Below are 22,099 nucleotides of genomic sequence, written 5' to 3'. Positions count from 1 at the left end.
CGAAGGAGCCCGCGTGAGCTTCTCCCTGGAACTCAGCGAGGAACATCAGGAACTGCGCGACTGGGTGCGCGGCTTCGCCGAGAGGACCATCCGGCCCGCCGCGGCCGAGTGGGACGAGCGCGAGGAGACCCCGTGGCCGATCATCCAGGAGGCGGCCAAGATCGGTCTCTACGGCTTCGAGACGCTGGCCACGTTCTGGGCCGACGAGACCGGCCTGTCACTGCCGATCGCCAACGAGGAGCTGTTCTGGGGTGACGGCGGCATCGGCATGGCGATCTTCGGCACCACCCTCGCCGTCGCGGGGATCTTCGCCGCGGGCACCCCGGACCAGCTCGCCGAGTGGGTGCCGCAGTGCTACGGCGACGTCGACGACCCGAAGGTCGCCGCCTTCTGCTCCTCCGAGCCCGGCGCGGGTTCCGACGTCGCGGCGATGCGCACCCGCGCCGTCTACGACGAGGCCAAGGACGAGTGGGTGCTGAGCGGGCAGAAGGCGTGGGCCACCAACGGCGGCATCGCCAACGTCCACGTGGTCCAGGCCGTCGTCGACCCCGACCTGGGTTCGCGCGGCCAGGCCGCGTTCGTCGTCCCGCCCGGCACGCCGGGGCTGGAGTCGCCGAGCAAGATCCGCAAGCACGGCCTGCGCGCCTCGCACACCGCGGACGTCTTCCTCGACGACGTGCGCGTCCCCGGCAGCTGCCTGCTGGGAGGCAAGGAGAAGCTGGACGAGAAGCTGGCCCGCGCCCGCGAGGGCTCCAAGGCCAGCGGCCAGGCGGCGATGCGGACCTTCGAGCTGTCCCGTCCGACGGTCGGCGCCCAGGCGGTCGGCATCGCCCGAGCCGCCTACGAGACCGCACTGGAGTACGCCCAGCAGCGCGAGACCTTCGGCCGCCCCATCATCGACAACCAGTCGATCGCCTTCACTCTCGCCGACATGCGCATGGAGATCGACGCGGCCCGCCTCCTCGTCTGGCGAGCCGCCTGGCTCGGCCGCAACGGCGGCTTCGAGGCGGGCGAGGGCTCGATGTCCAAGCTCAAGGCGGGCCGCGTCGCCACCTGGGCCACCGAACGCGCCATCCAGATCCTCGGCGGCAACGGCTACACCCGCGAGTTCCCCGTCGAACGCATGCACCGCGACGCCAAGATCTACGACATCTTCGAAGGCACCGAGCAGATCCAGCAGCTGGTGGTGGCCAGAGCCATCTCGGGCCGACACATCGCCTGACGAACACCGAGCTGGGCCGTCGCTGGGCCGTGAGCCGATCAGGCGGCGGCCCGGCCGCGGCGAGCCCCAGCAAGTTCCTTGATAGATACCCCGCGAGCTAGCAACGCCGAGGCGTAGAAGTGGCGCAGGGCATGCATTTCGTCCAGTCCCTCGGTGTATTCGAGACCAGCACTTCGGAATGCTGTAGCCCAAGCCAGCTTGTTGAACCGAGCGTTCAACATTTCGCCATTTTATTCGATATCGCTGGGCGAAAATGCAAGTATCTCCCCCTGGTGCAGGCTGTGCCCACGCCCCAAGGTCTACAGCTATTTCCGGCCCTCGGGGTACCGAGACGACCACCCAAACGCCGCGTGCCTCAGCGCACCCGTGCTCACTGCTCTGTACGGGCGATAGTGGATCTTCTGCGCAAGAATCGTCCGCCGCGTCCTTCGACCGGTCGGTAGGGTTCCCCGGGCAACCTGAGTGCCTGTCTTTGAACTTGGTTCCGACGGGCGTGGTAAGTGGCGTGAGCCGCTTTCTCTTTCGGTGAGTACGCAAGCAACCGGCACCGCCGCGGGTTCTCAGCGGTCGTCTCGCGAGGACAGCCCCTCCGCCGTGTATTGGGCATACATCAGGAGGGGCTTCCGCAGTCGAGACGGCCGCTGAGGTTCCGCTCCCGGCACCGCCCCGCACAACGAGTTCAAAGACAGGCACTGACAGTCTTGGAGGACGCACCACCCGATGCCAGAAGACACATTCGGCGCCGACACCACGGGGCCTTCCGCCCCTGACGTGATTAGCCCTGAGCACCTGGACCGGGACGACGCCGAAGCGGATCTGGATCCCGCTGACTGGCCAGCGGAGGTCTACGTGCCCTGCGAGCCGATCACCTCGGTAGACCCACAGCAGCCCCACCAGCAAGTACGCGTGGAGCTCCGACGCACCACCGACGGTGCGTTGGCCCTGCTCACGTACACCAGCCTGGAACGCTTGGTGGAGGGTTGCGGGCAGCAACAGGCGTGGATCAGCGTGCCAGGGAACGCGGTGCGCAAGCTCGCCGAGGACACGGAAGCGGAAGTGATTCTCCAGGACGTCCCGCTACCGGAGTCTGAACTACAGACGGGGGAGGAGTAAGCGGGCATGGCGGACATGCGCAACAACCCGGCCGAAATGGAAAGCCTCGCCGCAGGACTGGACGCCGGAGTCAGCTCCCTGGACCGCATGGGACCGGCGCCAGTGGCCAACGCCGGAGAGTCCACGGGTCTTGTCGCAAACGCCATCGGACGTCTCATGCTGGCTGCCGCGGGCGTCAGCAACGGGATCCACGAATCCGCTGACAACGTGCGTGCCGCGGGGACCGAGTACCACCGCACAGACGGAGCCGGTGCCGGCGGAATGCCCAAGCCGCGCTGACATCTGGGGGGACCATGGGCGACATCGATGTTCTCGTGAAGGCCGACCCGGCTTCGTGCCGTCAAGCCGCGGCGTACCTCAAGCGCCTGGCACAGGCCCTGGATGAGGCCGCGAGTTCGGCGCTCAAGGCCAGTTCGGTGTCCGAGTCGTTCTGGGAAGGCGAAGCCGCCGACACGTTCCGCGAGCAGATTTTCCGCAGGGGGCGGGACGTGGACGAGCTCGTTCGGGCAGCCGACCGGGCAGGTTCAGGACTCGACTTCTTCGCCGACGAGATCGACACCGTCCGCCAACGCATGAACCAATGCCTTCAAACGGCCCGGGAAGCCGGACTGACGGTCACCGGCACCCTGATCCACCAGCCGCCCGGCGATGCGTCCGACACCGCTCCGCAGGGTGCCGGAGGAGACATGCCCGGCCTCGATCCCAACGCGGGTGCACACGCCGAGGCGAAACGCAAGCTCGACGCCTTCCGCGAAATCGAAGCCACGGTGGACGAGGAACGCCGCCGGGAACGCACCGCCCACAAGTCACTGCTCAAGGCCATGGACGGATCCAACACCGTCGTCGACACAGTCGCCGACACACAGACCTGGATCGCCCGCAGCCTCTCCTACGCCGGTACCGCACACGGCACCGCCACCACGCTGGCACAGAACGCTACATCCGAACTCAAATTCGCCAGCGACTACGCCCGCTGGAGCGCCGACAGCACGCTCCCCGCAGCAGTACGAGAAGCCAACATGGAACGCCTGCTGGCCAACGCTGGCATGGACGCCCGCGCGGCCAACAGCAACGCGAGGTTGCTGGCCTACGGAGGTTGGACCAGGGCAGGTGACCTCGTGTTCAGCCGACTGACCCCCACGCTCGGCGGCAGCAAGGAAGGACAGCTGCGTAGCGTGGGTAAGGCGTTCTCAGTGGTGGGCGTTGTTGCCGCCGCATGGTTCACGGGTAAGGACATCCTTGCGGGGAAACCGATCGGGAAGTCGATTTGGGTCAACTTTGGAGGTCTCGGGGCCAGCACTGCGGTCAGCACCGGTGCCGAGGCCGTCGCAGCCGCTGCGGGAGCGACAGGCGGGCCGGTGACGGCAATCGGTCTGGGTGCTGGGTTCGCCGCAGCAACCGCATGGTCCTATTTCCAGGACAACGACCTCCACGACCTGTACCGGGATCTGAGTGGCGACCACATCGACTCCCCGAACGACAACTCCGACGAGTACAGGAAGGCCCGCTTTGGCAGGTGAGAACATGCCTGGTCTGCCACCACGGCCGGACTCGCAGACCGGTCAGCCACGTCCGCCCGCGGTGCCGGTCCAGTATCGGGGAGGCGAAGCGGAGAAGACGCCGTCGCGGGTCCCTGATCCGCCCGAAGGGCAGGGCCCGGTCCTGGAGTGCTACCGGGAGTCGAAGCGGAGCGTGTGGCTGTCCGCGCCCATTCCGATCGTGCTTCTGCTGGTCGTGTTCATCCTCGACAGCGGTTTCGAAGCGCTCACCTACTGGTTCACCTGGGCGATCCTCATCCCGTACTTTGCGTTCCTGGTCTACAAGGGACGATCCGACGTGCTGACAGCAGGCGCCGACTGGGTGCAGTTCAAGGGCCATTGGGTGCGCACGTACGAACTGATCAGCGTCAAGTACGCGGTACGCGGGCAGGGGCTCAGCCACGAAGTGGTGCTCACCGACCGCAACGGTGGTATTGGAATCCCGCTACGACTGATCCAATCGAATCCCCGGCTCTGGGACTACGTCTACCTGGGCATCCGCCACTCCGTCGCCAACGGCGCGAAGACCAACGCAGCGCTGAGGAACGCTTTCCCTGAGCTTGCCGCCGACGCCCGCAACGCCAGCGGCGATCGGTAGCCGGACAGCCGATCGCATCCAGCCTCAGACAAGCGCACGGAAGTCAATCGCCGTCTTCCTCGTCGGATTCTTGGGCGCTGCTCCCGTGCACGTCGGAACCAACCCCGCACCTGAGCGGATCGAACTCCACCGGCACCAGGGCTCCCACGACGTCCGATGAATTGACGTCGGTGCCCCCAGGTTCCGCCGCGTCCGAAAACTTCCACAACCGGATGTCCGGGCGCCCCCAGCGGGCCGGCCCGATCAGTCGGAGGAAGCCGGTCGCCGCGCGTCAGGCGATGTGGCGGCCCGAGATGGCGCGGGCGACGACCAGCTGCTGGACCTGCTCGGTGCCCTCGAAGATGTCGTAGATCGCGCCGGGTGGGCGAGGGCGCCTCCACTCGTGGAGGCGCCCGGTGGCTCAGCCTTCGAGGAGCTCGTTGTGCAGCCAGCCGCCCACGCAGACCTGCATGCCGTTCTGCAGGGGGACGACGTGGCCGCCTGCGCGGAGGCACTCGTGCGCGGTGGCCGACGGTGCGGCGAGCGCCGGCGTGGCCGCGCCCAGCAGGGCGGTGAGGCCGATCGCGGCGGTGACGAGTGCGTTCTTCCCGGTTGTCATGGAACCTGTCTCCTTTCCGCCGGGGGGCTCCCGGCAAGCCGGGATCTTCGTGCGCGCGGCGGGCGGGCGCGCCCCATTTAGCACGGCCAGGTGATGTCGCCCTGTCGGCGGAGTGGCGATCGCCACGGTGCGGAATTGCACAAAGCCTCCCGATGTTGAGCGTGTTACGTGCAGGATTCCGTGGGTTGGGCACCTGTTCAGATTGGGCAGGTCCACCACCGACACTCGTCCGAACGGATGAAAGTCGGTTCGAGGCGCACCATCGCCCGGGGCGGTGGACGTCTCACGACGCGGAGGGCCGGCGTGGCACCGTCCGCGTCGGACGGGCCGCGGGGAGGGCCCGGCGCGACCGGAGCCGTCGCGGGCGCACCGCCCGGGGCGGGTCGGGAGCGGCTGCGAGAGTGAAACGGGAGGGCGAAGCCGTGAAGACCACCGTTGACCCGGAGACCCCCATCTTCGGCGAACTGCAGCAGGAGCTCGGCGAGCTCCCGAACATCGACATCCACGACTTCGACCAGCACGCGTTCGACTTCCTGCGCGAGGAGCAGGAACCGGTCAAGGACGAGGTCGTGGTCGCGGATTCGTCGGCGGGCTCCCGCCGGGGCGGCCGACGCCGCAAGGAGCGCTGAGCGCTCCGCCCCGTTCTGTCGGGGTTCGCCGCCATCCTGCTCGGGTGGCAACTTGGGAGAAGTTCGCAACGGAGGCCCCGGACCTGGCCGGGGTCGTCCGGGAGCGGTTCCAGGCGTTCCGGCACCACGTGCTCGCCACCGTGCGGCACGACGGGTCACCGCGGGTCAGCGGTACGGAGGTGTCCTGGTGGGGCGCGGACCTGGTGATCGGGTCGATGCCCAGTGCGCGCAAGGCCCTCGACCTGCGCCGGGACGGGCGGTTCGCGTTGCACGTCAACCCCGGTGACGGGTCGATGGAGGGCGGCGGCGACGTCAAGATCTCCGGCCGGGCGGTCGAGGTCGTCGGCGCCGAACAGCGGGCCTGGGTCGAGGAGGTGCGGCCGCCGAGCCCGGACTCGCACCTGTTCCGGCTCGACCTCACCGAGGCCGTGACCACGGCGGTCTCCGACGACCAGACGCACCTGGTCATCACGCTCTGGCGCCCGGCCGAGGGCATCCGGACCTTCCACCGGGCATGACGCGACGGCCCCTCCCCGCCGGGGAGGGGCCGTCGCGGTCGTTCGGCGTCAGTACGTGATGGCCATGCTCGGGTCGGAGAGCAGGGCGCCGACGTCGGCGAGGAACTGCGAGCCCTGCTGGCCGTCGACCACCCGGTGGTCGAAGCTCAGCGCGAGCTGGCAGACCTTGCGCGGCACCACCTGGCCGTCCACCACCCACGGCATGTCCCGGATCGCGCCGACCGCGAGGATCGCCGACTCGCCCGGGTTGATGATCGGCGTGCCGGTGTCGACCCCGAACACGCCGACGTTGGTGATGGTGAACGTGCCGCCCAGCATGTCGGCCGGGGAGGTCTTGCCGTCCCGGGCCGTGGTGGTGAGCTGTTCCAGCGCTTCGGCGAGCTGCCGCAGCGACATGCCGTCGGCGTCCCGGACCTTCGGCACCACGAGACCGCGGTCGGTGGCGGCCGCGATGCCCAGGTGCACGTAGTCCTTGTAGACGATCTCGCCCGCCGCCTCGTCCCAGGTCGCGTTGACGTCCGGGGTGCGGCGCACCGCCAGGCACACCGCCTTCGCGGCGAACGCCAGCGGCGTGACCTTGACGTCCCGGAACTCCGGGTGCGACTTGAGCCGTTCCCGCAACTGCATCATCGGCGTCACGTCGACGGTCAGGAACTCGGTGACGTGCGGGGCGGTGAACGCGCTGTCCACCATGGCCTGCGCCGTCGCCTTGCGGACACCGCGGATCGGCACTCGCCGTTCCCGGGCCCCCGGCGCCGCCGGTGCCGCGGGCTCGACCGCGGCGGCGGACCGGACGTCGTCCCGGGTGATCACGCCGCCGGTGCCGGAGCCGGTGAGCGCGCCCAGGTCGACGCCGAGATCCTTCGCCAGCTTGCGCACCGGCGGCTTCGCCAGCGGCACGAAACCGCCGTTGCCCGCCGTGCCGTTGGACGGTGGAGCGGCGGGCTCCTCCGGCGGCGCCACCGGCGCTGCGCCACCGGACTGCATCGCGCCCTGCAACGCCTGCTGCGCCGCGGCCGCGCCCCCGCCGGAGGCGGCCTTGCGCGGACGGCGCTTGGTGCTGGACGTGCGCGGGCCGTAGCCGACGAGCGTGGCGATGCGCCCGTTGGACTCCTCGCCGATCTTGCCGGACTCGGCGGCGGGTTCGGCGTCGGCCGAGGCCAGGTCGATCGCGATGATCGGGGTCCCCACCTCGACGGTCTGCCCCGGCTGCACGAGCAGTTCCTGCACCTGGCCCGCCCACGGGCAGGGCAGTTCGACCGACGCCTTGGCCGTCTCGATCTCCACGATGGTCTGGTTGACCGTCACCTCGTCGCCGGGCCCGACCTTCCAGCCCAGGATCTCCGCCTCCGTCAACCCCTCGCCGACGTCGGGCAGCGGGAAGTGCTTGATCGCCATGAACGCCTCCCTCAGTACGCCAGCGAACGGTCGACGACGTCGAGCACCCGGTCCAGGTCGGGCAGGTAGCCCTCCTCCAGCTTGCTCGGCGGGTACGGGGTGTCGAATCCGGTCGCGCGCAGCACCGGGGCCTCCAGCGAGTAGAAGCACTCCTGCTGCACCTGGGTGGCGATCTCCGAGGTCACCGAGGACTCCCCGGGCGCCTCGCTGGCCAGCACCAGCCGTCCGGTGCGGCGCACCGAGTCGAAGACCGGGCCGAGGTCCAGCGGCGACAGCGTGCGCAGGTCGATGACCTCCAGGTCGATGCCGTCCTCCTCGGCGGCGGTCGCCGCGTCCAGGCAGGTGCGCACCATCGGCCCGTAGGCGGCCACGGTGGCCGAGCTGCCGCCGCGCAGCACCCGCGAGCTGAACAGCGGTGCCGGGTCGACGGTCGTGTCCAGCTCGGACTTCTCGTAGTAGCGGCGCTTCGGCTCGAAGAACAGCACCGGGTCGTCGCACTCGATGGCCTGCTGGATCATCCAGTAGGCGTCCACCGGGTTCGAGCAGGACACCACCTTGAGCCCGCCGATGTGCGCGAACAGCGACTCCGGGGACTCCGAGTGGTGCTCCACGGCACCGATGCCGCCGCCGAAGGGCACCCGCACCACGATCGGCATCTTGACCTTGCCCTGGCTGCGGAAGTGCAGCTTGGCCAGCTGGGAGATGATCTGGTCGAAGCCGGGGAAGATGAACCCGTCGAACTGGATCTCGCACACCGGCCGGTAGCCGCGGATGGCCAGGCCGATGGCGGTGCCGATGATCCCGGACTCGGCCAGCGGGGTGTCCAGCACGCGGTGCTCGCCGAAGTCCTTCTGCAGCCCGTCGGTGATCCGGAAGACACCGCCGAGCCTGCCCACGTCCTCGCCCATGACCAGGACCTTCGGGTCGCGTTCCAGCGACGCGCGCAGCCCCAGGTTGAGGGCCTTGGCGAGGGTGACGGTCTGCGTGGCCCCGGCCGTTCCGGTCGGGCGCTCCAGGGTGGGGGCGGCCATCAGCGAACACCTCCGGCCATCGCGTCGTCGGCGAACCCGGCGAGGTAGCGCAGGTAGTCCTCGCGCTGGGCGGCGATCTGGGGGGTCTCCTCGGCGTACACCTCGGAGAAGATCCGTTCCGGCGGCGGGTCGGGCATGTTGAAGCAGAAGTCGCGCAGCCGCACGGCCAGCTCGTCGGCCTCGGCGTCGACGCGGTCGAAGAAGTCCTGGTCGGCGAGCTGTTCGCGGATCAGGTGCACCCGCAGCCGCTCGATCGGGTCCTTGAGCTTCCACGCCTCCATCTCGTCGGCCAGCCGGTAGCGGGTCGGGTCGTCGGACGTGGTGTGCGCGTCCATCCGGTAGGTGAACGCCTCGATCAGCACCGGGCCGTTGCCGCTGCGGCACTCGTCGAGCGCCCAGCGGGAGACCGCCAGGCTGGCGAGCACGTCGTTGCCGTCCACCCGGATGCCCGGGAAGCCGTACCCGGCGGCGCGCCGGTACAGCGGGACGCGGGTCTGGCGCTCCAGGGGCTCGGAGATCGCCCACTGGTTGTTCTGGCAGAAGAAGACCACCGGGGCGTCGTAGACCGCCGACCACACCATCGCCTCGTGCACGTCGCCCTGGCTGGTGGCGCCGTCGCCGAAGAACACCATGGTGGCTTCGCCGTCCTGGTCGCCGACCTTGCCGTCGAAGCGCTGGCCCATGGCGTAGCCGGTGGCGTTCAGGCACTGGTTGCCGATGACGATCGTGTACAGGTGGAAACCGGTCGTGGCCGGGTCCCAACTGCCGTGGTCGGTACCGCGGAAGATGCCCAGCAGGTCGGTCGGGTCGATGCCGCGGCACCACGCGACGCCGTGCTCCCGGTAGCTCGGGAAGGCCATGTCCTGCGCCCGCAGCGCGCGCCCCGCACCGATCTGGGCGGCTTCCTGGCCCAGCAGCGGGACCCAGATGCCCAGCTGGCCCTGCCGCTGGAGCGCGTTGCCCTCCCGGTCGGCGCGGCGGACCAGCACCATGTCGCGGTACAGGTCGCGCAGCTGCGCGTCGTCGAGGTCGATGTCGAAGTCCGGGTGCTGGACCCGCTCACCTTCTGGCGTGAGGAGCTGGACGAGGTCTGCTCCGCCTTCACTTGTCGCCCGCAATCCGGCGATCACCTGCTCCCGTGTGGGTTTCGCTGCGGTGGCGGCAGGGGGGCCGGAGGTGCCTTCGGCAGCACCGGGGCGCGTCCATCGTTCCGGGGACATTCGGATCTCCTCGTGTCACGCCGGTCCACTCGCTTGTGGCGTTGTGGTCCGGCAGTCGACGGCCGAACGCCCTCGCGACCTGGTGGGTCGCCCGGGGTCCGACCGCGGCGGTTGGATCGCTCCCCGCCATCCTGGCACGAAACCCGCCGGTTTCGTGAGCCCTGCCACAGGGATTCGTCGCCGGCCCGGTGCGGGTCGACGGCCTTCCCGCGGATCACCGTAGTGACGCGCGGTGGCGGGAGAATCCGCAGGTCATCAGAGCAATGGAGGTCCGACTAACGCGACTTGGAGCATCGCGGCGAGCACCTGCGGCACGCGGCGGAAATGCGCCAGACTCGGAGCGTGGCCGAGTTCGCGAACCTGCTCGCGCTGCCCGACGAGTTCGTGCTGCTGGTGCACCGGCCCAACGGCACCTGCGACACCGCCGCCGGCCCGGTGCTGGGCACGGTCGCCGCCGAGGTCGCCGAGCTGGCGCTGCGGCGGCGCGTCGAGGTGCGCGGTGGCGCGGTCCGGTTGGTCGACGGGAGCGGAACCGGGCAGCCGTGGATGGACCGGATGCTGGCGGAGTTCCGGGACCGGGCCGGCGAGGACGGCGAACTCGACCTGCGGGTGTGGCTGCAGAGCCGCACCGGGGCGTTCCGGACGCACCGCCAGGTGCTCGTCGAGCGCGGCCTGCTGCGGCGGGAGCGCCGCCGGTTCCTCGGCCTGTTCCCGGACGACCGCTACCACCCGGACCGGCCCAACCGGGACGCGCTGATCGAGGAGCTGCGCGCGGCGGCGCGCGGCGACCGCCCGCTCGACGACCGGCTCGCCCTGCTGTGCGCGCTGGTGTACCGCACCGGCCTGGTGCACGTGCTCGGCTTCGCGCACGCCGAGGTGACCCGGATGCGGGCCATCGCGGCGGCCCGCGAGCTGGGTGACGGGGTGGACCCCCGCATCGCGGGGATGCTCGTCGCGGTCACGACCATTCCCGCCGCCGTCGCGACCGGGTGAGGCGAAAGCGGTCCGCGCGCCCCGCTTCCGGGCGATACTCGGGCGATGACCCAGCTGAGCCTCCCCGAGGAATTCGTGCTCCTGCTGCACAAGGACGGCGGCGGGTACCACACCGGCGCCGCCGAACTCGGCGAACTGGTGCTGCGCGGGCGGATCCGCTTCGAGGGCAGGAAGCTGCAGCTGGTCGACCCGAGCCCGACCGGCGAGCAGTGGGCCGACACCGCGCTGGCGCTGCTGGCCCGGCGCGCGGGGGCGAAGAACAAGCGCGTCGACGCGGCGCGGTTCATCCAGTCCCGGCGCGGCACGCGCACGACCCACTGCGAGTCGCTGGTCCGGCGGGGGCTGATGCGCTGCGAACGCAAGTCGCTGCTGGGCATCGGCTACCGCCGCTACTACCCGGACACTGCTGCCCGCGAAGCGCTCATCGGCGAGCTGCGCGCGGTCGCGCGTGGTGAGCAGCAGGTCGACAACCGCACGGCGCTGCTGGCGGCCCTGTCGCACGCAACCGGCCTGGTCCGCACCTGGCGATTGCCGAAGCAGGAGCTCAAGCGGCTCAAGCAGATCAGCCGGGGCGAGCAGCTCGGCGCCGCGGTCGAAGCCGTCGTCGCGTCCGCCGCGGCGGCCGTGGCCGCAGGCGCGATCGCCGCGACCACGGCAGCCACGACCGGGGGGAGCTGAGGCATAGGATCGCGGCGTGGATCGCGTAGCCGTGACGAAAACCGTGGAACGGATGTGGGACGAGGCCGTCCTGCCGAGCCTGTCCGAGCTGGTCAGGATCCCGGCGGTCTCCCCGGCCTTCGACGCCGACTGGGTCGACACCGGGTACCTGGACGCCGCCGTCGACCACGTCCGGGAGTGGATCACCGGGCGCGGCATCACCGGCGCCGCCGTCGAGGTCGTCCGCCTGCCCGGCCGCACCCCGCTGCTGCTCGTGGACGTGCCCGCGACCTCCGGTGCACCGGAGGAGACCGTGCTGCTGTACGGGCACCTGGACAAGCAGCCGCCGGTCGGTGGCTGGTCGGACGGGCTCGGCCCGTGGACCCCGGTCGTCCGCGACGACCGGCTGTACGGCCGCGGCGCGGCCGACGACGGCTACGCCGGCTACGCGGCGATCACCGCCATCGAGGCCGTGCGCGAGCACGGCGGGGCGCACGCCCGCTGCGTCGTGCTGCTGGAGACCGGCGAGGAGTCCGGCAGTCCCGACCTGCCCGCCTACCTGGAACACCTGTCCGACCGGCTCGGCGACGTCTCGCTGGTGGTGTGCCTGGACTCCGGCGCGGGCGACTACGAGCGGCTGTGGCTGACCACGGCGCTGCGCGGGCTGGTGCAGCTGGAGGTGACCGTCCACGTGCTGGACAGCGGCCAGCACTCCGGCACCGCCAGCGGCATCGTGCCCAGCTCCTTCCGGATCATGCGGCAGCTGCTGGACCGGCTGGAGGACTCCGCGACCGGCGAGGTGCTGGTTCCCGAGTTGAACGTGGCGATCCCGCCGAACCGCGTCGAGGAGGCCCGTTCCGCCGTCGCCGCGGCCCCCGGCCTGGTGCGCGGCTCCGTGCCGTTCCCGGAGGGGCTGCGCCCGGTCGTCGAGGACGAGGCGGAGCTGGCGTTGAACAACACCTGGCGCCCCACGCTGTCGGTGACCGGCGCGGCCGGGCTGCCGCTGCCCGCCGACGCGGGCAACGTGCTCCGCCCGTCGACCACGCTGATGCTGAGCTTCCGGCTGCCGCCGACCGCCGACCCGGAGGCCGCGCTGGCGGCGGTGCGGGAGCGCCTGTCCACCGACGTGCCGTACGGCGCCCGCGTCACCTTCGGGCATTCCGAGTCGGGGCTGGGCTGGAACGCCCCCGAACTCGCCCCGTGGCTCGGCACGGCCCTCGACCAGGTCAGCGACGAGGTCTTCGGCGCGGGCTGGCGGACGATGGGGCTCGGCGGCTCGATCCCGTTCATGGGCCTGCTGCACAACGCCTACCCGGACGCCCAGTTCGTGGTCACCGGCGCGCTCGGTCCGGACAGCAACGCGCACGTCCCGGACGAGTCGCTGCACCTGCCCTTCGCCGCCAAGATCACCACGGCGATCTCCTACGTCCTCGACGCGCACGCCCACCGCTGACCGGCACCCGCCGGCCGCCGAGGAGGCCGACTGGTCGGGCGAGCCGGGGTCGCCGAGTGACTACGAGCGCTTCGGGATGATGATCCACAGCGCGATGTAGAGCAGGAACTGCGGCCCCGGCAGCAGGCACGAGAGCAGGAACAGCACGCGCACGGTCAACGGCGACATGCCGAACCGGTCGGCGAGCCCCGCGCACACCCCGGCGATCACCGCGCGGTCCCGGGATTTGGTCAACGACTGCGTTCGGTACTCGGTCATACCCCGATGCTGCCTGCCAACCCGACCGGTGCGCCTCGGGGTCCGCCCCTGACGATCCCCGGATCCCGGATCGACCTAGGGTCGCAGCGCCCCCGGAACGCACCACGGCGGTGCCCGTCGGGGACGGGGCACCGCCGTGGGGGACCACCACCGGCGACCAGAGGTGGCGGCCAGGTCCGCGATGGTCAGAACACCGCTTCGTCCAGCTCCATCAGCGAGTTGTCGGCCGCCTCCACGATCTTGCGGCGGGACTTCAGCTCGGGCAGCACGTTCTTCGCGAAGAACCGGGCCGCGGCCACCTTGCCCTGGTAGAACGGCTGGTCCTTGGCGGAGGCGCCCGCGTCGAGCGCGGCCAGCGCGACCTCGGCCTGGCGCAGCAGCAGCCAGCCGACGAGCAGGTCGCCCATGCTCAGCAGCAGCGTGACGGCGTGCTGCCCGACCTTGTAGACGTTCTTGACGTCCTCCTGCGCCGAGGTCAGGTGGCCGATCATGGTGCCGAGCATGCCCTGCGCGTCGTCCAGGGCCTTGCCGACCAGCGCGCGCTCCTCCTTGAGCCGGTCGTCGGAGCCCTCGGCCTGCAACGACCGCTGGATCTCCTCGGCGACGTGGCCCAGCGCGGCGCCGTTGTTGCGCACGATCTTGCGGAAGAAGAAGTCCTGCGCCTGGATCGCCGTGGTGCCCTCGTACAGGCTGTCGATCTTGGCGTCCCGGATGTACTGCTCGATCGGGTAGTCCTGCAGGTAACCGGAGCCGCCGAGGGTCTGCAGCGCCAGCGCCAGCATCTCGTAGGCCCGCTCGGAGCCGACGCCCTTGACGATCGGCAGCAGCAGGTCGTTGACGGCGTCGGCGGTGCTGTGGTCCTCGCCCGCGGCCTTGGCCTGCGCCACCTGGTCCTGGAACGTCGCGGTGTAGAGGTACACCGCGCGCAGGCCCTCGACGTACGCCTTCTGCAGCATGAGGATCCGGCGGACGTCCGGGTGGTGGGTGATCGTGACGCGCGGGGCGGTCTTGTCGGTGGCCTGCGTCAGGTCGGCGCCCTGCACGCGCTCCTTGGCGTAGTCCAGCGCGTTGAGGTAGCCGGTCGACATGGTGCCGATGGCCTTGGTCCCGACCATCATCCGCGCGTATTCGATGACCTGGAACATCTGCGCGATGCCGTCGTGCACCTCGCCGAGCAGCCAGCCCTTGGCGGGCACGCCGTGCTGGCCGAAGGTGAGCTCGCAGGTGGCCGAGGCGTTGAGGCCCATCTTGTGCTCGACGTTGGTGACGAAGGCGCCGTTGCGCTCGCCGGGCTCACCGGTCTCCGGGTCGAAGTGGAACTTCGGCACCAGGAACAGGCTCAGCCCCTTGGTGCCGGGCTTGTTCTCGATGCCGGGCCCCTCGGGGCGGGCCAGCACCAGGTGCATGATGTTCTCGGTCATGTCCTGGTCGGCCGAGGTGATGAACCGCTTCACGCCGTCCAGGTGCCACGAGCCGTCGTCCTGCTTGACGGCCTTGGTGCGTCCGGCGCCGACGTCCGAGCCCGCGTCCGGCTCGGTGAGCACCATGGTGGCGCCCCAGCCGCGGTCGATCATCAGCTGCGCCCAGCGCTTCTGCTCCTCGGTCCCGTTGCGCCACAGGATCGTGGCGAAGTTCGGGCCCGCCATGTACATGAAGATCGCCGGGTTGGCGCCGAGCACCAGCTCGGCGGCGGACCACTGCACGGTCGGCGGGATGCCGTAGCCGCCCAGCTCGTCGGGCAGGCTCAGCCGCCACCACTCGCCGTCGACGATCTGGCGGTAGGACTTCTTGAACGCCTCGGGCAGCGTCACCGAGTGCGTCTGCGGATCGAAGTGGGCGGGGTTGCGGTCGCCCTCGACGAAGGACTCGGCCAGCGGCCCGGTGGCGAGCTCGTTGAGCTCGGTGAGCACACCCCGCACGGTGTCCTCGTCGGACTGCTCGAAGGCGCCCTTGCCCAGTTGGTTCTGCACCTTGAAGACCTCGAACAGGTTGAATTCGAGGTCGCGGACGTTGCTCTTGTAGTGGCCCATGGAAAGGCTCCCTCTTGCACGCTGCTGCGGACGTGCCCGCTCCTCGCCACGCCCGAGCCCTTACTCGTCGGTAACAAGAGGATATTACCTGGCGGTAACTTCTGTCGAGCACCCGTCGCGAAACCGACCCGAACGTCCGCCACGACCGCTCCGACGGGGGATTCAGCCCCGCCGTTGGCGCGGGATCGGCGGAGCCAGCCGGCGCCCCAGCTCGGCGAGCACCCGGATGTTGAGCCGGAACGCGAGCTTGACCTCGGTGACGATCCGCTCCTGCTCGGCGGCGTCCCAGCCCGCGGTGTCCAGCAGCGTCCGGTAGGCGGTCCGGAAGCGCGGCCGGTGCGGGATCTCGGGGAAGGTCAGGAACGCCAGCCCGCCGCCGTCGTCGCTCGGCCCGGCGCCGTCGCACCGCGCGGTCATGGCCGCCCGGATCGCCTGGCCGCCGGACAGGTCGGCGAGGTAGCGGGTGTAGTGGTGCGCCACGAAGCCGCCGGGCCAGTCGAAGCAGACCTCGCGCAGGCGGGACCGGTAGTCCTCGGTCTCCGCGCTGGGCCGGATGACCTCGTACCAGTCGGGCCCGAGGTAGTGGTGCAGGTCCGCCTCCAGCGCGGGGAGCCGCCGGAGCCGGTCGGAGACGAAAGGCCCGGCGACGAGGTCGCAGCGCATGGCGTCGGCCGCGGCTTCGAGCACCTCGTACGCGAAGTAGTACTGGCCGAGCAGCATCGCGTACGCGTCGACGTCCAGCTGCCCGGACAGCAGCGCGCGCACGAACGGTTCGGCCTCGGCTCGGGCGTGTTCTCCTCGGGTGCGGTCGCGGAGGTGTCGGGCGAAGTCGCTGCGGACGGGGTGCTCGGCAGTGGCCATTCCGACTCCTAAGGTTAGCCTCACCAAACTGAGGTGACCCTAATCCGAAGTCGGGGTCGCGGACCACACCTGGCGCGCTGTGGCCTGCGTTTCACCCGGATGCGCTCCGCGGGCGCTCGGATTGCCTCGTGGGGACCGGTTTGCGCCCGTCCCCCAGCGGTGTTTCGGTGGCAGCAGCACCGGGTTGGGAGCGTGATGGTCGCAGTCGAGGTGGTCGAGACCCCGTCGCTCGGAAACCGCAGCTACCTGGTCACAGACGGGAAGGTCGCGGCCGCGGTGGACCCCCAGCGCGACGTCGACCGGCTGTTCGGCGTCGCGGGCCGCAGCGGTGCCCGGTTCACGCACGTGCTGGAGACCCACCTCCACAACGACTACGTCTCGGGCGGTCTTGAGCTCTGCCGGCTCACCGGTGCGCAGTACGGCGTCTCTGCCGCCGAGGCCGTCGACTTCCCGCGTCGGCGGCTGGTGGAGGGCGATGTCGTGGAGTTGTCCCCGGCGCTGCGGCTGCGGGTGGTGGACACGCCCGGCCACACCTTCCACCACCTGAGCTACGTGTTGGAGGAGGACGGGCGGGCGATCGGTGCGTTCACCGGTGGCTCGCTGCTGTTCGGCACGAGCGGCCGGACCGATCTGCTCGGGCCGCAGCACGGCGAGCAGCTGGCCCGCCGCCAGCACGCGTCGCTGCACAAGCTCGCCGAGATCCTGCCCGACGACGCCGAGATCTGGCCGACGCACGGGTTCGGCGGGTTCTGCGCTTCGGTCCCGGTCGGCGGGCGGAGCGCGACGGTCGGCCAGCAGAAGAAGATCCACCCCGCCTTCCAGCTCGACGAGGACGCGTTCGTCGAGCACCTGCTCTCCGGCCTGGACCCGTTCCCCGCGTACTTCGCGCGGATGCCGCGCCGCAACGCCGCCGGTCCGGAACCGGTGGACCTGCGGGTGCCCGACTCGGTCGACCCGGAGGAGCTCGCGCGCCGGTTGCGCGACGGCGAGTGGGTCGTGGACGTGCGGCCGCGCCGCGAGTTCACCCGCGGTCACCTGGCCGGTTCGGTGAACCTCGGCGTGGACGGTCCGCTGGCGACCTGGTTGGGCTGGCTGGCCGGCCGCGACGTCCCGGTGACGCTCGTCGGGGAGACCCCGGAGCAGGTGGCCGGCGGACGCCGGGAACTCGCGCGCATCGGCATCGACCGGCTGTCCGCGGCCGTCGGCCGCCCGCACGAACTGGCGCTGGAACCGGACATGGTCCACCGGATGCCCACGGCCACCTTCGCCGACCTGGTCCTGGCCGACCCGGAACCGGCCGTGCTGGACGTGCGGATGCGCCGCGAGTGGCGGCAGTGCCACCTCCGCGGCGCCGTCCACGTCCCGCTACCCGAACTGGCCACCGCAGAGCTCACCGCCGCTCCGGTGTGGGTGCACTGCAGCGCGGGCTACCGCGCCACCATCGCCGCGTCCCTGCTCGCCCGCGACGGCCACGACGTGGTCGTCGTCGACGACGACTTCGACTCGGCGCACGACATCGGTCTCACCGTCGCCTCCGACGTCTGACCCGCGTTCTCGGCGGTCCAGGAACGAGCTGGGGCGCGGCCCCGCGCTGCCACCTCCGACGGGGTTCTCGCTACCTCACTGGTACGACGCCTGGAGTTCGTACTTGTGGTCCCCGGGACGCTCGTAGCACGAGATCGAGTACGCGTCGGAGTGGTCCTTGCGCGCCTGCGGAATGGCCGCCGCGCAGTCGTCGCCGTTGTCGTACACCCCGAGCGTCACGAAGGTCTCGGCCATCGCCGCACCCGCGCCCATGACGGACGCTGCGGCGCAGGCCAGGAACACGGCAGCGGTGGTAATCGTCCTCTTCAAAGTCACATCTCCATTGCCCAGTGCGGTGTCGTGGCGGCGAACCGCCGAGAAAGCGCGGAGAGATCCGCCCGACGTCGACTTTGCCGGAGTGCGTTCAGCCGGTCGGCCGGGCTCGATGGCGCGGAGGGGAACCCCTCAGGAGTGGGAACGTCCGACGTGGAGCTTCCCGACTCGTCGACGGCGCCCGGCGTTTCCGAGTCGGTGATGGCCAATGGCTGCTGAGGTCGGTGTTGCCGGGATGTTGTCGAGCCCCCCGAGTTGATCCAGGAACGACGAAGGCCCAGGCGGAGCGGATCAAGCTCCTGACCTGGGCCTTCGTCTGTCTGAGCGGATGACGGGAATCGAACCCGCGTTCTCAGCTTGGGAAGCTGATGTTCTACCATTGAACTACATCCGCCTCGCCGTTTCCGGCGATCGCCACTCTAGCACGGTGGCCGTCGAAGATCGCGGGTGGGGCGGTCGATAGGCTGTTGCCCGTGTTGCTGAGTGACCGGGACCTGCGCAAAGAGCTCGACGAGGGGCGTCTGGAGCTCGATCCGTTCGATGCCGCGATGATCCAGCCGTCGAGCATCGACGTTCGACTGGACCGGTTCTTCCGCGTCTTCGACAACACGAAGTACACGCACATCGACCCGTCGCAGCAGCAGGACGAGTTGACCTCGCTGGTGGAGACGCCGGACGACGACCCGTTCGTGCTGCACCCCGGCGAGTTCGTGCTCGGGTCGACGTTCGAGTCGGTGCGACTGCCCGAGGACCTGGCCGGTCGGTTGGAGGGCAAGTCGTCGCTGGGGCGGCTCGGGTTGCTCACGCACTCGACCGCCGGGTTCATCGATCCCGGCTTCACCGGGCACATCACGTTGGAGCTGTCCAATGTGGCCAACCTGCCGATCACGTTGTGGCCCGGGATGAAGATCGGGCAGCTGTGCCTGTTCCGGCTGTCCAGCCCGGCCGACCACCCGTACGGCTCCACGCAGGCGGGTTCGCGGTACCAGGGTCAGCGGGGGCCGACGCCGTCGCGCGCGTACCTCAACTTCAAGCGGACCGACACGCGTCGCTGATGCACCTGGCGTGACAACCGCCGTTCGCACGGTTATCGGGTGATGTTTCTCACCCTGAATCGTGTAAGTGAAAGAAGAGTTCAGATTTTACGGTGTCGAGGCCCGGCGCAGCTGAAACGATCACGCAAAGGGGCGGATCGGCGAGCGGGCGGCAGGAGAACTCGATGTCCGTTTCACAGACGCGTGCCTCGGGAGCCGCCACCGAACACCTGGGGCACGTGGTGATGATCGCCGGGGCCGCGGCTCTCGGCGGGTTCCTGTTCGGTTACGACACCTCGGTCATCAACGGCGGTGTCGACGCCATCCAGCAGCACTTCAACGTCGGCTCCGCGATAACCGGGTTGACCGTGTCGTCGGCGCTGCTCGGCTCGGCCGTGGGCGCGGGGATCGCCGGCGGGCTGGCCGACCGGATCGGGCGCATCCGGGTCATGCAGCTGGCGGCCGTCCTGTTCATCATCAGCGCCGTCACCTCGGCCGTGCCGTTCGCGATCTGGGACCTGGCGATCTGGCGCGTCGTGGGCGGGATCGCCATCGGCATCGCATCGGTGATCGCGCCCGCCTACATCGCCGAAGTGGCGCCCGCCGCCTACCGGGGTCGACTCGCCTCGTTGCAGCAGTTGGCGATCGTGCTCGGCATCGCCGTGTCGCAGCTGGTCAACTACGCGCTCGCGGCCGCCGCCGGGGGCAGCGCCTCCGACCAGCTCGGGCCGTTGCAGGCGTGGCAGTGGATGCTCGGCGTGGCCGCGATCCCCGCGGTGGTCTACCTGGTCGTGGCCTCGGTGATCCCGGAGTCGCCGCGGTACCTGGTGGCCGCGGGCAAGGTTGACCGGGCGCGCACCGTGCTGGCGACCGTCGAGTCCGGTGACCCCGACGCCAAGATCGCCGAGATCCGCGAGGCGCTGGGTGGCGAGCACAAGCCGCGGCTGAGCGACCTGCGCGGCAAGTTCGGCCTGCTGCCGATCGTGTGGGTGGGCATGGCGATCGCCGCGTTGCAGCAGTTCGTCGGCATCAACGTGATCTTCTACTACTCCTCGTCGCTGTGGCACTCCGTCGGCATCGACGAGAAGAACTCGCTGCTGCTGAGCCTGTTCACCTCGATCGTCAACATCATCGGCACCTTCGTGGCCATCGCGCTGGTCGACAAGATCGGCCGCAAACCGCTGCTGGTGATCGGTTCCATCGGCATGGCCGTGTCGCTGGCCGTCACCGGCTGGGCGTTCAGCTTCGCCGAGGTCGTCGGCGAGGAGGCGCACCTGCCGTTCCAGTGGGGTGCGGTCGCGCTGGTCTCGGCGAGCGCGTTCGTGCTGTTCTTCGCCGGATCCTGGGGCGTGGTGATGTGGGTGCTGCTGGGCGAGATGTTCCCGGCGCGCATCCGCGCCGCCGCCCTGGCCGTCGGCACCGCGACGAACTGGATCGCGAACTGGCTGGTCACCGTGAGCTTCCCGTCGCTGCGCGACTGGAACCTGCCCGCCACGTACTTCATGTACGCGGTGTTCGCCCTGCTCTCGCTGGTCTTCGTGGTCCGCTACCTCAAGGAGACCAACGGCCGCTCCCTGGAGGAGATGGGTCGCTGACCAGGCCCGACACGCGAGGGCGTCCCCGTTCGGGGGCGCCCTTCGCGCGTGTCGGACCCCGTCACGGCCGGAACAGGACGAGGTCGAAGAGCGCGCCGAAGCGCGCCTCGGCGTCGGCGGCGGTGTCGAACAGGGCGAACTGGCTGCGCTCGCCCTCCTTCCAGAACAGCACCGCGCCGTCCGGGATCTCCATGCCCCAGACGCGGACGCGGTCGGGATCGGGCTCACCGGCCTCGGTCTTGGCGGCCAGGCCGAAGAGTGTCGCTGCCATGCGGTTCCTCCCGGATGTGGACGTGCGCACGAGTGTCCACATGGGACTCCGCGATCGGGACTACCGGAAGCGGGAATCCCGATTCCGGGTTCCCGCTGCGATCATGGATCGATCAGGATCCGGTCGGGAGGTCTGCGGTGGCACGCACGAGCCCCACGTTCCGTCGTCGCCGACTCGCGCGCAGAATCCGCCAACTCCGCGAGGCATCCGGCCTGACGCAGGAAGCGGCGGCGGCCGGACTCGACATGTCCACGAGCGCCCTGAGCCGCAAGGAGACCGGCGAGGTCGCGACGTCGGTGCACGAGGTCCGCTCGATGATGGACCTCTACGACGTCTACGACCCGGACCTGCTCGACCTCGCCAGGGCCGCGAAGCAACGCGGCTGGTGGCGGGCTTACGGCATCGAGGATCGGAAGTATCCCGATCTGGAGACCGAAGCCAGTGAGGTCCGGGAGTTCGCACTCGCTTTCATCCCCGGCCTGTTCCAGACAGCGGACTACATGCGGGCCGTGTTCCGCTGCGGGAACCCTGGATGCACCGACGAGTTCATCGAGAACGCCGTCGCGCTCAGAAAGGCGCGAGCGGAGCGGATCAACGGGACCGACGTTCCTCCGCTCGACTACTCGGCAGTCATCGACGAATCAGCGCTCCGGCGGCCGGTTGGTGGAGCGGAGACCATGCGGCGCCAGCTCGTCCAGCTCGTCGAGCGCGCGGAGTTGCCCTCGGTGACAGTCCGAGTGCTGCCGATCGGCGTGGGAGCGCATCGCGGGATGGAAAGCTCTTTCTGCCTGCTGCGGTATCCCGGCGACGAACCCGATGTCCTGTACATGGAGCACGTGGCAGGCTCGTCCGTCACGGAAAAGCGGCACGATGTGCGTAGGGCCGAGGCGGTGTTCGACGAGATCTGGACCTCGGCGCTGGACACGAGCGCGTCAGTGGACCTCATCCACCGCGTGGCCCGCGAGATGTGAAGGAGTTCGTGCAGATGGACAGCAGCCAGCCGGAACTTGTCTGGCGCAAGAGCAGCCGGAGCGTGGGCGGGCATGGCGGCAACTGCGTCGAAGTCGCCTTCTCCGGTCCGGCGGTGGCCGTGCGGGATTCCAAGGATCCGGACGGTCCGGTGCTCGCCTTCCCGGCGCGGTCCTGGGCGGCGTTCGTGTCGCGGGTGAGCGAGGCCGGGTGAGCAGCGCCCGGTGATCCAAAGCATCCGGACCCGATGACGCAG

The 22,099-nt window shown here is 70.0% G+C and carries 24 protein-coding genes and 1 tRNA gene; 15 read left to right on the top strand and 10 right to left on the bottom strand.

Annotated elements, in window-relative coordinates; genetic code table 11:
• Window positions 1-13: 13 nt before the first annotated feature.
• The 5 genes from NV263_RS30020 to NV263_RS30000 all read left to right on the top strand — a co-directional run bounded on the left by NV263_RS30020 (window position 14) and on the right by NV263_RS30000 (window position 4,471).
• The gene (locus NV263_RS30020; protein ID WP_263250183.1) at window positions 14-1,222 is read left to right on the top strand and encodes an acyl-CoA dehydrogenase family protein; all 1,209 of its coding nucleotides are present in this window, start codon (window positions 14-16) and stop codon (window positions 1,220-1,222) included.
• 720 nt (window positions 1,223-1,942) lie between these two features.
• Entirely contained in the window at window positions 1,943-2,335 is a 393-nt protein-coding gene (locus NV263_RS30015) for an SAV_915 family protein (protein WP_263250182.1), read from the top strand.
• Between the two features lie 6 nt (window positions 2,336-2,341).
• The gene (locus tag NV263_RS30010; protein WP_263250181.1) at window positions 2,342-2,614 is read left to right on the top strand and encodes a hypothetical protein; all 273 of its coding nucleotides are present in this window, start codon (window positions 2,342-2,344) and stop codon (window positions 2,612-2,614) included.
• A 14-nt stretch (window positions 2,615-2,628) separates the two neighbouring features.
• Window positions 2,629-3,855: a WXG100 family type VII secretion target gene (locus tag NV263_RS30005; protein WP_263250180.1), complete on the top strand. Its 1,227-nt coding sequence runs from the start codon at window positions 2,629-2,631 to the stop codon at window positions 3,853-3,855.
• A 4-nt stretch (window positions 3,856-3,859) separates the two neighbouring features.
• Complete coding sequence (locus NV263_RS30000) at window positions 3,860-4,471, top strand: hypothetical protein (RefSeq protein WP_263250179.1); 612 nt, start codon at window positions 3,860-3,862, stop codon at window positions 4,469-4,471.
• A 400-nt stretch (window positions 4,472-4,871) separates the two neighbouring features.
• On the opposite strand, the gene NV263_RS29995 is transcribed toward NV263_RS30000, so the two are convergent.
• The gene (locus NV263_RS29995) at window positions 4,872-5,069 is read right to left on the bottom strand and encodes a hypothetical protein (protein ID WP_263250178.1); all 198 of its coding nucleotides are present in this window, start codon (window positions 5,067-5,069) and stop codon (window positions 4,872-4,874) included.
• A 422-nt stretch (window positions 5,070-5,491) separates the two neighbouring features.
• On the opposite strand from NV263_RS29995, the gene NV263_RS29990 reads away from it, so the two are divergent.
• Window positions 5,492-5,698 (top strand): hypothetical protein, encoded by a 207-nt coding sequence (locus NV263_RS29990; RefSeq protein WP_263250177.1) that lies wholly within the window; start codon window positions 5,492-5,494, stop codon window positions 5,696-5,698.
• 44 nt (window positions 5,699-5,742) lie between these two features.
• Window positions 5,743-6,216: a pyridoxamine 5'-phosphate oxidase family protein gene (locus NV263_RS29985; protein ID WP_263250176.1), complete on the top strand. Its 474-nt coding sequence runs from the start codon at window positions 5,743-5,745 to the stop codon at window positions 6,214-6,216.
• Between the two features lie 48 nt (window positions 6,217-6,264).
• Here the strand turns inward: NV263_RS29985 and NV263_RS29980 are convergent, their stop codons facing one another.
• From NV263_RS29980 to pdhA, 3 genes are read right to left on the bottom strand one after another with little or no spacing between them, the layout of a single operon-like run.
• Window positions 6,265-7,614 carry a dihydrolipoamide acetyltransferase family protein gene (locus tag NV263_RS29980; RefSeq protein WP_263250175.1) on the bottom strand — a complete coding sequence of 450 codons (1,350 nt, stop codon included), beginning with the start codon at window positions 7,612-7,614 and terminating at the stop codon, window positions 6,265-6,267.
• 11 nt (window positions 7,615-7,625) lie between these two features.
• Complete coding sequence (locus NV263_RS29975) at window positions 7,626-8,645, bottom strand: alpha-ketoacid dehydrogenase subunit beta (protein WP_263250174.1); 1,020 nt, start codon at window positions 8,643-8,645, stop codon at window positions 7,626-7,628.
• Window positions 8,645-9,865 carry a pyruvate dehydrogenase (acetyl-transferring) E1 component subunit alpha gene (gene pdhA / locus NV263_RS29970; RefSeq protein ID WP_263250173.1) on the bottom strand — a complete coding sequence of 407 codons (1,221 nt, stop codon included), beginning with the start codon at window positions 9,863-9,865 and terminating at the stop codon, window positions 8,645-8,647. The genes NV263_RS29975 and pdhA overlap by 1 nt, the downstream gene beginning before the upstream one ends.
• 342 nt (window positions 9,866-10,207) lie before the next feature.
• Here pdhA and NV263_RS29965 point away from each other — a divergent pair, with 342 nt between their 5' ends.
• Genes NV263_RS29965 through NV263_RS29955 form a run of 3 tightly spaced genes read left to right on the top strand, consistent with a single transcriptional unit; the run spans window position 10,208 to window position 12,968 of the window.
• Window positions 10,208-10,858 (top strand): GPP34 family phosphoprotein, encoded by a 651-nt coding sequence (locus NV263_RS29965; RefSeq protein ID WP_263250172.1) that lies wholly within the window; start codon window positions 10,208-10,210, stop codon window positions 10,856-10,858.
• Between the two features lie 45 nt (window positions 10,859-10,903).
• Window positions 10,904-11,536: a GOLPH3/VPS74 family protein gene (locus NV263_RS29960; RefSeq protein ID WP_263250171.1), complete on the top strand. Its 633-nt coding sequence runs from the start codon at window positions 10,904-10,906 to the stop codon at window positions 11,534-11,536.
• Between the two features lie 16 nt (window positions 11,537-11,552).
• Window positions 11,553-12,968 (top strand): M20/M25/M40 family metallo-hydrolase, encoded by a 1,416-nt coding sequence (locus NV263_RS29955; protein WP_263250170.1) that lies wholly within the window; start codon window positions 11,553-11,555, stop codon window positions 12,966-12,968.
• Between the two features lie 60 nt (window positions 12,969-13,028).
• On the opposite strand, the gene NV263_RS29950 is transcribed toward NV263_RS29955, so the two are convergent.
• From NV263_RS29950 to NV263_RS29940, 3 genes are all read right to left on the bottom strand, one after another.
• The gene (locus tag NV263_RS29950) at window positions 13,029-13,226 is read right to left on the bottom strand and encodes a PspC domain-containing protein (protein WP_263250169.1); all 198 of its coding nucleotides are present in this window, start codon (window positions 13,224-13,226) and stop codon (window positions 13,029-13,031) included.
• A gap of 185 nt (window positions 13,227-13,411) precedes the next feature.
• Window positions 13,412-15,256 (bottom strand): acyl-CoA dehydrogenase, encoded by a 1,845-nt coding sequence (locus NV263_RS29945; protein ID WP_263250168.1) that lies wholly within the window; start codon window positions 15,254-15,256, stop codon window positions 13,412-13,414.
• Between the two features lie 162 nt (window positions 15,257-15,418).
• Window positions 15,419-16,117, bottom strand: coding sequence for a biliverdin-producing heme oxygenase (locus NV263_RS29940; protein ID WP_263250167.1), 699 nt, complete (start codon window positions 16,115-16,117; stop codon window positions 15,419-15,421).
• Between the two features lie 195 nt (window positions 16,118-16,312).
• On the opposite strand from NV263_RS29940, the gene NV263_RS29935 reads away from it, so the two are divergent.
• Window positions 16,313-17,662 carry an MBL fold metallo-hydrolase gene (locus NV263_RS29935; RefSeq protein ID WP_263254433.1) on the top strand — a complete coding sequence of 450 codons (1,350 nt, stop codon included), beginning with the start codon at window positions 16,313-16,315 and terminating at the stop codon, window positions 17,660-17,662.
• A 75-nt stretch (window positions 17,663-17,737) separates the two neighbouring features.
• On the opposite strand, the gene NV263_RS29930 is transcribed toward NV263_RS29935, so the two are convergent.
• Both NV263_RS29930 and NV263_RS29925 read right to left on the bottom strand, forming a co-directional pair.
• Window positions 17,738-17,971, bottom strand: coding sequence for a hypothetical protein (locus NV263_RS29930; RefSeq protein ID WP_263250166.1), 234 nt, complete (start codon window positions 17,969-17,971; stop codon window positions 17,738-17,740).
• Between the two features lie 326 nt (window positions 17,972-18,297).
• Window positions 18,298-18,368: transfer RNA gene (locus NV263_RS29925), tRNA-Gly, on the bottom strand.
• A 79-nt stretch (window positions 18,369-18,447) separates the two neighbouring features.
• On the opposite strand from NV263_RS29925, the gene dcd reads away from it, so the two are divergent.
• Together dcd and NV263_RS29915 are read left to right on the top strand one after the other, a co-directional pair.
• On the top strand, window positions 18,448-19,029 hold the full coding sequence (dcd, locus tag NV263_RS29920; RefSeq protein WP_263250165.1) for a dCTP deaminase: 582 nt from the start codon (window positions 18,448-18,450) through the stop codon (window positions 19,027-19,029).
• Window positions 19,030-19,193: 164 nt separating this feature from the next.
• The gene (locus NV263_RS29915; protein ID WP_263250164.1) at window positions 19,194-20,603 is read left to right on the top strand and encodes a sugar porter family MFS transporter; all 1,410 of its coding nucleotides are present in this window, start codon (window positions 19,194-19,196) and stop codon (window positions 20,601-20,603) included.
• Window positions 20,604-20,664: 61 nt separating this feature from the next.
• On the opposite strand, the gene NV263_RS29910 is transcribed toward NV263_RS29915, so the two are convergent.
• The gene (locus tag NV263_RS29910) at window positions 20,665-20,874 is read right to left on the bottom strand and encodes a hypothetical protein (protein ID WP_263250163.1); all 210 of its coding nucleotides are present in this window, start codon (window positions 20,872-20,874) and stop codon (window positions 20,665-20,667) included.
• A 137-nt stretch (window positions 20,875-21,011) separates the two neighbouring features.
• On the opposite strand from NV263_RS29910, the gene NV263_RS29905 reads away from it, so the two are divergent.
• Window positions 21,012-21,845, top strand: coding sequence for a helix-turn-helix domain-containing protein (locus NV263_RS29905; protein ID WP_263250162.1), 834 nt, complete (start codon window positions 21,012-21,014; stop codon window positions 21,843-21,845).
• Between the two features lie 14 nt (window positions 21,846-21,859).
• The gene (locus NV263_RS29900) at window positions 21,860-22,057 is read left to right on the top strand and encodes a DUF397 domain-containing protein (protein WP_263250161.1); all 198 of its coding nucleotides are present in this window, start codon (window positions 21,860-21,862) and stop codon (window positions 22,055-22,057) included.
• Window positions 22,058-22,099 lie beyond the last annotated feature (42 nt).

Source organism: Saccharopolyspora rosea (assembly GCF_025643595.1).
Lineage (GTDB): Bacteria > Actinomycetota > Actinomycetes > Mycobacteriales > Pseudonocardiaceae > Saccharopolyspora > Saccharopolyspora rosea.
This window is presented reverse-complemented; position numbering and strand designations above follow the sequence as displayed.

Coding starts and splice junctions, on each gene's coding strand:
- NV263_RS30015 (WP_263250182.1), top strand. CDS start 1,943: ATGCCAGAAGACACATTCGGCGCCGACACCACGGGGCCTTCCGCCCCT.
- NV263_RS30010 (WP_263250181.1), top strand. CDS start 2,342: ATGGCGGACATGCGCAACAACCCGGCCGAAATGGAAAGCCTCGCCGCA.
- NV263_RS30005 (WP_263250180.1), top strand. CDS start 2,629: ATGGGCGACATCGATGTTCTCGTGAAGGCCGACCCGGCTTCGTGCCGT.
- NV263_RS30000 (WP_263250179.1), top strand. CDS start 3,860: ATGCCTGGTCTGCCACCACGGCCGGACTCGCAGACCGGTCAGCCACGT.
- NV263_RS29995 (WP_263250178.1), bottom strand. CDS start 5,069: ATGACAACCGGGAAGAACGCACTCGTCACCGCCGCGATCGGCCTCACC.
- NV263_RS29980 (WP_263250175.1), bottom strand. CDS start 7,614: ATGGCGATCAAGCACTTCCCGCTGCCCGACGTCGGCGAGGGGTTGACG.
- NV263_RS29975 (WP_263250174.1), bottom strand. CDS start 8,645: ATGGCCGCCCCCACCCTGGAGCGCCCGACCGGAACGGCCGGGGCCACG.
- pdhA (WP_263250173.1), bottom strand. CDS start 9,865: ATGTCCCCGGAACGATGGACGCGCCCCGGTGCTGCCGAAGGCACCTCC.
- NV263_RS29960 (WP_263250171.1), top strand. CDS start 10,904: ATGACCCAGCTGAGCCTCCCCGAGGAATTCGTGCTCCTGCTGCACAAG.
- NV263_RS29950 (WP_263250169.1), bottom strand. CDS start 13,226: ATGACCGAGTACCGAACGCAGTCGTTGACCAAATCCCGGGACCGCGCG.
- NV263_RS29945 (WP_263250168.1), bottom strand. CDS start 15,256: ATGGGCCACTACAAGAGCAACGTCCGCGACCTCGAATTCAACCTGTTC.
- NV263_RS29940 (WP_263250167.1), bottom strand. CDS start 16,117: ATGGCCACTGCCGAGCACCCCGTCCGCAGCGACTTCGCCCGACACCTC.
- NV263_RS29935 (WP_263254433.1), top strand. CDS start 16,313: ATGGTCGCAGTCGAGGTGGTCGAGACCCCGTCGCTCGGAAACCGCAGC.
- NV263_RS29915 (WP_263250164.1), top strand. CDS start 19,194: ATGTCCGTTTCACAGACGCGTGCCTCGGGAGCCGCCACCGAACACCTG.
- NV263_RS29910 (WP_263250163.1), bottom strand. CDS start 20,874: ATGGCAGCGACACTCTTCGGCCTGGCCGCCAAGACCGAGGCCGGTGAG.
- NV263_RS29900 (WP_263250161.1), top strand. CDS start 21,860: ATGGACAGCAGCCAGCCGGAACTTGTCTGGCGCAAGAGCAGCCGGAGC.